The organism is Halobellus rarus (assembly GCF_024494595.1).
GTDB lineage: Archaea > Halobacteriota > Halobacteria > Halobacteriales > Haloferacaceae > Haloquadratum > Haloquadratum rarum.
On sequence record NZ_JANHDI010000016.1, the window covers coordinates 87,422 to 93,570 of the forward strand.

6 protein-coding genes and 1 pseudogene are annotated in these 6,149 nt (G+C 64.9%); 3 read left to right on the top strand and 4 right to left on the bottom strand.

Annotation, left to right across the window (positions count from 1 at the left end):
- Nucleotides 1-100 precede the first annotated feature (100 nt).
- Together NO876_RS17545 and NO876_RS17550 are read left to right on the top strand one after the other, a co-directional pair.
- Nucleotides 101-1,513 (top strand): selenium-binding family protein, encoded by a 1,413-nt coding sequence (locus NO876_RS17545; protein ID WP_256422975.1) that lies wholly within the window; start codon nt 101-103, stop codon nt 1,511-1,513.
- Nucleotides 1,514-1,849, top strand: a complete 336-nt coding sequence (locus NO876_RS17550; RefSeq protein ID WP_256422976.1) for a 2Fe-2S iron-sulfur cluster-binding protein — start codon at nt 1,514-1,516, stop codon at nt 1,847-1,849. It abuts the gene before it with no gap.
- A 17-nt stretch (nt 1,850-1,866) separates the two neighbouring features.
- On the opposite strand, the gene NO876_RS17555 is transcribed toward NO876_RS17550, so the two are convergent.
- Together NO876_RS17555 and NO876_RS17560 are read right to left on the bottom strand one after the other, a co-directional pair.
- Nucleotides 1,867-2,640, bottom strand: a complete 774-nt coding sequence (locus tag NO876_RS17555; protein ID WP_256422977.1) for an MOSC domain-containing protein — start codon at nt 2,638-2,640, stop codon at nt 1,867-1,869.
- Between the two features lie 122 nt (nt 2,641-2,762).
- Nucleotides 2,763-3,020, bottom strand: coding sequence for a hypothetical protein (locus NO876_RS17560; RefSeq protein WP_256422978.1), 258 nt, complete (start codon nt 3,018-3,020; stop codon nt 2,763-2,765).
- Nucleotides 3,021-3,168: 148 nt separating this feature from the next.
- Here NO876_RS17560 and NO876_RS17565 point away from each other — a divergent pair, with 148 nt between their 5' ends.
- Nucleotides 3,169-4,545 (top strand): aminomethyltransferase family protein, encoded by a 1,377-nt coding sequence (locus NO876_RS17565; RefSeq protein ID WP_256422979.1) that lies wholly within the window; start codon nt 3,169-3,171, stop codon nt 4,543-4,545.
- Nucleotides 4,546-4,678: 133 nt separating this feature from the next.
- On the opposite strand, the gene NO876_RS17570 is transcribed toward NO876_RS17565, so the two are convergent.
- Together NO876_RS17570 and NO876_RS17575 are read right to left on the bottom strand one after the other, a co-directional pair.
- Nucleotides 4,679-5,497, bottom strand: a complete 819-nt coding sequence (locus NO876_RS17570; protein WP_256422980.1) for a universal stress protein — start codon at nt 5,495-5,497, stop codon at nt 4,679-4,681.
- 85 nt (nt 5,498-5,582) lie between these two features.
- Nucleotides 5,583-6,149, bottom strand: a pseudogene (locus tag NO876_RS17575) (serine hydroxymethyltransferase); the annotation flags it as partial.

A 6,149-nucleotide genomic window follows, 5' to 3' on the forward strand; every position in this document is an offset into this window, starting at 1 on the left:
TCACGGTACAAGAGACGCTCTCCGAACTTCTTTACAAACCCAATATGATATAAATCATTAACATAATATTAATTCATTGTGATTGAAACAACAGAGGAGGATGAGTACTGACAAACCGTCAACCAAATCGGAGCACAGTAGCCACGGCGACCACGACCACCACGAAGTCGAGGGGCCGGGCTATCCGACGCCCGCCGCGATGCGGACCGAGGGCAGACGGGAGAAGACCGCGTACGTGATGGCACCCCGAGTCGGAATGGCGAACGACGGCCCCGACTTCGTCGGCGTCGTCGACCTCGATCCGGAGTCGGACACGTATAGCGACATCGTCGACACGATCGAGATGCCGAACAAGGGCGACGAACTCCACCACTTCGGCTGGAACGCCTGCTCGTCGTCGTGCCACGCCGAAGGGCTGTCTCGCCAGTACCTCGTCGTCCCCGGACAGCGCTCTTCGCGCATCCACATCATCGACGCGGAGGACCCCCGTGACCCCGAGATGGTGAAGGTCATCGAACCCGAGGAGGTGTTCGAGTACGACCTCTCGGCACCCCACACCGTTCACTGCGTCCCCGGCGGCAAGATCGTCGTCAGTATGCTCGGCGACGCCGAAGGCAAACTCCCCGGCGGCTTCCTCCAACTCGATCAGGAGGACTTCAGCATCGAGGGTCGCTGGGAGACCGACCGCGGCGAGATGGAGATGAACTACGACTACTGGTACCAGCCGCGCCACGACGTCCTCATCTCCAGCGAGTGGGCCGCACCGAACACCTACTATCCGGGATTCGACCTCGACGACGTCGAAGCGGGCAAATACGGAAACAGCATCCACGTCTGGTCCTGGGAGGACCGCGAGCACATCCAGACTCTGGAGTTCGGCGAACAGGGCCAGATCCCACTGGAAGTCCGGATGAGCCACAACCCCGAGGAGACGCAGGGCTACGTCGGCGCGGCACTGTCTTCGAACATCATCCGCTTCTACGAGCGGGACGACGGCACCTGGGACTGGGACGTCGTCATCGACGAGGACCCCCGCGAACACGAGGACTGGGATATGCCCGTTCCGCCGCTGATCACGGACATCCTCCTGTCGCTCGACGACCAGTACCTCTTCTTCTCGAACTGGCTCCACGGCGACGTGCGGATGTACGACGTGAGCGACTCTGCGAACCCCCGGCTCGTCGATCAGATCTGGGCCGGCGGACTGTTCAGCGATCGACAGGAGGTGCAGGGCACCGAGATCCGCGGCGCGCCGCAGATGCTCCAGCTCTCGCGTGACGGCCGGCGGCTCTACTGGACGACGTCGCTGTTCTCCTCGTGGGACAATCAGTTCTTCCCGGACATCGCCGAGGAGGGCTCGCTGATGCTGAAGGCGGACGTCTACCCCGAGGAGGGGCGGATGGAACTGGACGAGGAGTTCCTCGTCGACTTCGGAGACGCGCCCGGCGGACCGGCGCGCGCCCACGAGATCCGCTGGCCCGGTGGCGACTGCACCAGCGACGTCTGGCAGTGAATGGTCGACGACGACGAGGAAACTCACGCTGTCGAACTCTGCTGGTCGGGCGGGCGGGTCGAGACGATTCGCGTCGGGAGGGGCGAGACCGTGGTCGACGCCGCCGAGACCGCCGAGGTCGCCGTCCCGTACGGCTGTCTGTACGGGGTCTGTGGGACCTGCATCGCCGAACTGCTCGACGGCGAGATGACACACCGGCGGTCGCCGCGGGCCCTGAAAGACCGGACGCGCGAAGCGGGATACGTCCTGCTCTGCATCGCAACGCCAGAAACGGACTGTCGGCTCCGCGTCGGCCACGACATCCAGGCCGAAGTCGTCGGCACGCCCTGGAAGTGACTACGACTCGAGGGGAGCTACGCGTCGAGGACGGTCACGGAATCGCCGACGCGGAGTCGACGCCCGCGATGAGTCTCGGGAACGCCGGCGATGAGCATCGCGGTGAAGAAGTGCTCGAAGGCGTCCTCGTCGGCCCACCCGGGGAACGTCTCGCGGCGCTGCTCGATGAATCGCTCACGGAAGTCGGGCGTTACCGCACCGGTGTCGGGGTCGCGTCCGGGCACGACACACCGTCCGCAGGGCGTGACCCCCTCGAAGCGGACGTCCCCGATCTCGAACGACGGCGCGTCGTCGCCGACGAATCGGTCTTCCCAGAACGCGGGGACGCCGGCGATCTCGATATTGGCGCGCAGGCGTCGACGCGCTCCCTCGACGGAGATGTCCTCGAACCAGGAGGCGATCGTTTCGAGGGTGGCCGTGCTGACGACCGAGGGACCCATCTCGCGGCGGTCGACGAACCCGCGCCGGACGTCCCGTTCGAGGGTGAGATCCAGATCGAAGAAGTCGCCGAACCACGCCGCGGCGCGTTCGCGCTCCCGGGCGAGGTCGAACTCCGCGGTCTCGTCCGACGGCGTCTCGACGGCGAACGTCCCCGAATCCGGACCGTAGTCCGTCGCGAGTTCGTGCACCCGCTGTGTGCGCTTTCCGTTGATCACGTCCCCCTCAGCGTCGAAGAGCGCGAACTCCCGATCCCCCTCCAGCGTCCCGCCGTCGAGGACAGTCGCAGCGCGGACGTCGATCCCGCCGAGGCCCTTCACGGGGTATACGCGGAGCCGTTCGAGTTGTGCCATTACCCGCCAGTGAGGCGGCCGAACGTGATTACGGTACCGTTCCAACGAGACGGCGAAAAGACGACGAAGAGACCACGAAGAGACGACAGAGTGTGGATCCGAGACAGACGCCGAACGCGCAACTACCGTTCGGTCCGATACACCGGGCGGAGCGACGTGACGTCCTTGTCGTAGCCCAACCACACGCTGAGGGCCGTCGCGACCAGAACCAGATACACCGGATACAGGAGCAGGAGGACGTATCCGAAGGCGAACAGCGTGAGGGTTCCGTACCAGTACAACAACAGTGCGACGGCGAGGCCGACGATCGCTCCCGCGACGATCCCGAGCCGGAACGCGCGAGCGGCGTCCGGACCGGGTGCGGGTCGAGACGGAGTCATACGCCCGTTTTCGGGCGGAAGAAAATAAGGGATGCGCGGTATGGAGTGGTCTAGCATACTGTGTCCGGGGGCTCTTCCGAGCACCGGGATAAAAGCACGGTACTATCAGGGTTACATTTTATTTGGGTATGATAACATCGTTCATAGGATGTCAGGGGACTACGATCATCCGAACCACCCGAGTGTAGACCAATCCGACAGAACCCTCCCGCGGAACCTCCGACAGACGGGGGATCCGGGGATTCAGATGCTTGTCTCGACCCGCGTCCGAAAGTCTCCCTTCTTCCATAAGTCGTTCAACGAGGAGGGCGCGTGGCGGTGTTCGGTGTACAACCGCATCTACCACCCGCGCGGTCTCGTCGAGCCGGAAGACGGCGGCGCGATGGCCGAGTACGAGGCGCTGACTAACACGGTGACGCTGTGGGACGTCGCCGTCGAGCGCCAGATCCGCGTGAAGGGACCCGACGCGGAGGCGCTGACCGACTACGTCATCACGCGCGACGCGACCGAGATCGAGACGATGAAGGGCAAGTACGTCATCCTCTGCAACGAGGACGGCGGCATCCTCAACGACCCGATCCTCCTGCGCGTCGAGGACGACGAGTTCTGGTTCTCCATCTCGGACTCGACACTGATGCAGTGGCTGCAGGGCGTCAACGTCGGGATGGACTTCGACGTCGAGATCGACGAGATCGACGTCGCCCCGATGCAGATCCAGGGCCCGCGCTCCGAGGACGTGATGGTGGAAGTCGTCGGCGAGGAAGTGTCCGACATTCCGTACTACGGCCTGATGGAGGCCGAAATCAACGGCGCAGAGGTTCTCGTGAGCCAGACCGGCTTCTCCGGCGAGAAAGGATTCGAGATCTACGTCCAGGACGCGATGGAAAACGCCGAGCGCGTCTGGGACCCGGTGCTCGACACGGTCAAGGACCACGGCGGTCGACAGATCGCCCCCGGTCACCACCGCCGCATCGCCGCGGGGATCCTCTCGTGGGGCCAGGACATGGACCACGAGACCTCGCCGTTCCAGGTCAACCTGGGCTATCAGGTTCCCGACGACAAGGAGGGCGACTACATCGGCAAGGAGGAACTCGAACGCCAGAAGGAGCTCATCGAGGGCGGCGAGTACCCGTTCAACCTCAAACTCGTGGGCCTGAAGATGGCCGGCGAACCGATCCGCGATTACGCCTCGGACTTCTGGCTCATCTCCGATCCGGAGACGGGCGAGGAGTGCGGCTACATGACGTCGCCGTGGTGGAACCCGGACCTGGAGACGAACATCGGCCTCGGCTTCGTCCCGGCGGACAAACTGCAGGACGCCGCACAGGCGACCCTCGACGACGAGATCTACGAGGACGATCTGGACCTGGAGTTCCAGGTGCACCTCCCCGACGAGTACGCCGAAGAGGAGGGCGAACCCGTGTTCGCGACGGTCGCGGAAGTGCCGTTCAAGGAATCGGTCAACCCGAGCGCCCGCGAACAGGCGAAGCTCGGCGCGAAGAAGGAAGCCCAGCAGAACGACTGATACTGTCGGCGTCGCCGACCGACCCTTTTATTTTTATCGCCGCAACTGGATCGACAGGGCCCGCCAGCGACGGCCGAGCGTCCGATCCGTGAGAACGGCGGCGAGGGTATCGTCGCCGGGTTGATCAGCGGCCCTATCCGGTGAGCGTCACCGGACGGTCCGCCGAGAGCATCACGTCCTCGGCGATGCTGCCGAGGATCGCCTTCTGGACGCCCGAGCGCCTTCGACCGCCCATCACGATCCCGTCGACGCCTCGGTCGTCGGCCGCCGCCAGGATCTTTCGAGTCACCTCTCCCCCCACGGCGACGCGCTCGACGGCGAGTCCCCGCTCTTCGAGCCGATCAGCCACTGCCACCGCCGCGCCGATCTCCTCGAAGTCGTGCGGCGGCGCGCCGGCGTAGTCCTGGTGGGGGAACACGTACAGTACCGTCACGGCGACGTTCTCTGCAGCGTTCGGGAGGCTCGCGGCGTAAGCGGCCTGTTGGCGCGCCCGCTCGACGCTGCGATCGACCGGGAGCAACAACTCCCTTGAGCCGTCGTCGATCACCATCTCGGTCCCGGTGATCGTGACGGGCCTATCCGTCGAGACGAAGACCTCGCGGACGGTGCTACCCAGCAGGATCGGGACCACCCCGGAACGCTTCCGGCCGCCCATCACGATCTCGTCGCAGTCGATGTCGTCGGCGATCCTGACGATTTCGGCCGCGACGCCGCCGTCGCCGACGCTTCGGTCGACGGCGATCCCGTGCGATTCGAGGTGCTCCGCGGCACCCACCGCCGCATCGAACTCCTCGAATTCGACGTCGTCTACGGTGTCGAGGCTGCTCGGCGGGACGACTGTCAGCACCGTCACCTCGACGTCGGACTCGGCGTCCGGGAGACTCGCGGCGTACCGTGCCTGGTTGAGCGCTCGGTTCTCGTCGTCGTCGACGGGGAGGAGTACCTGGTACATACCGTATGAATGTTTGTCGTAGTTACAATTATAACCAGGTCATCGTTCTTGCCTGACAGGAAAGAGGGAGGACCGTCAGACGACCTCAAGCGTACAGCGGATACTCGTCGGTGAGTTCGTCGACACGCGAAGCGACCGCCGACCGCGTCTCCTCGCTCTCGGGGTCGTCGATGACACGCGCGACGAGGTCGGCGACCTCCCGACACGTCGATTCGGTGAACCCGCGCGTCGTAACGCCGGGCGTGCCGATCCGGACGCCGCTGGGGTCGAACGCCGAGCGCGTCTCGCCGGGGACCGTGTTCGCGTTCAGGACGACCCCGACGGACTCCAGGGCCGACTCGACCGTCTTGCCGGTCGTATCCGGGTGCGACGGACGGAGGTCCACGAGGAGGAGGTGATTGTCCGTCCCGCCCGAAACCAGCCTGAAGCCGTGCTCCTGCAACCGCTCGCCGAGCGCCTGCGCGTTTTTGACGGTCTGTTCGGCGTAGGCGTCGAACTCAGCGGAGAGCGCCTCGCCGAACCCGACGGCCTTCCCCGCGATGTTGTGCATCAGTGGGCCGCCCTGTGCACCCGGGAAGACGGCTTTGTCGATGGCGTCGGCGTACTCGGCGTCGCACATAATGATCCCCCCGCGGCCCGCGCGAATCGTCTT